We start from the raw sequence: 1,092 nt of genomic DNA, 5'->3' as shown, positions 1-1,092 counted from the left end.
GTGGCACTGCCGGGATCATCTTCCGATCCGCGAGATCGAACGCCGGACGGGACTGTCACGCAATACGATCCGGAAATATCTCCGGGCACAGAGTATTGAACCGCGGTTCCAGGTCCCCGAACGTCCCAGCCGACTGGACCCGTTTGCTGACAGGCTGAGGGGATGGCTGTTCCTGGAAGCCGCTCGCCCCCGCAAGAACCGGCGCACGGCGCGACGATTGCATGAAGACCTTGTGGCACTGGGTTATGATGGATCCTACGGACGGGTGGCCGCTTTCATCCGGCAGTGGAAACACGAACAGCACCAGGCACGCCAGACAACGGGTCGGGGTGTTTTTGTGCCCCTGAGCTTCCAGCCCGGGGAAGCGTTCCAGTTCGACTGGGGCGAGGACTGGGCGGTCATTGCCGGCCGTCGCGTCAAGCTGCAGGTTGCCCACACCAAACTGTCCTTCAGCCGGGCCTTCATACTCAGGGCCTATCCCCTGCAGACCCACGAGATGCTTTTTGATGCGCTGACCGAGGCCTTCCGCGTGCTCGGTGGCGTGCCACGGCGGGGTATTTTTGATAACATGAAGACCGCTGTGGACCGGATTGGCTCTGGCAAGGCACGTCAGGTCAATCTGCGCTTCATGGCCCTGGCCAGCCATTACCTGTTCGAGACGACCTTCTGCAATCCGGCAGCCGGATGGGAGAAAGGGCAGATCGAGAAGACCGTGCAGGATGCCCGGCGCCAGATCTGGCAGGATCTGCCTGCCTTTCCTGATCTGGGGGCGCTGAATGCCTGGCTGGAAGCCCGCTGCCTGGACTGCTGGGAACGGCTGCAGCATATCGAACTGGCCCGGAGCATCGCCGAGGTCCATGCTAGCGAGCGTCCTCACCTCATGGTGCCGGGGCGTCCCTTTGACGGGTTTGTCGAACAGACCAAGCGCGTCTCACCAACCTGCCTGATCCAGTTCGATGGCAACCGCTACAGCGTGCCGGCCTCCTTTGCCAATCGTCCGGTCAGCCTGCGGGTTTATCCCGACAGGCTGCGCATTATCGCCGAAGGGCAGGTTCTGTGCGTGCATGACCGGATCATCACGCGTTCGCATGG

At 62.1% G+C, this 1,092-nt stretch carries 1 protein-coding gene; it reads left to right on the top strand.

What is annotated here, in order from left to right; genetic code table 11:
• The coding region (gene istA / locus KMAL_RS16680) for an IS21 family transposase (protein ID WP_110096538.1) at positions 1 to 1,092 on the top strand (1,092 nt) is incomplete at both ends.

The sequence above is a fragment of the Novacetimonas maltaceti genome (assembly GCF_002906255.1).
In the GTDB taxonomy this organism is placed as follows: Bacteria; Pseudomonadota; Alphaproteobacteria; order Acetobacterales; family Acetobacteraceae; genus Novacetimonas; species Novacetimonas maltaceti.
This window is presented reverse-complemented; position numbering and strand designations above follow the sequence as displayed.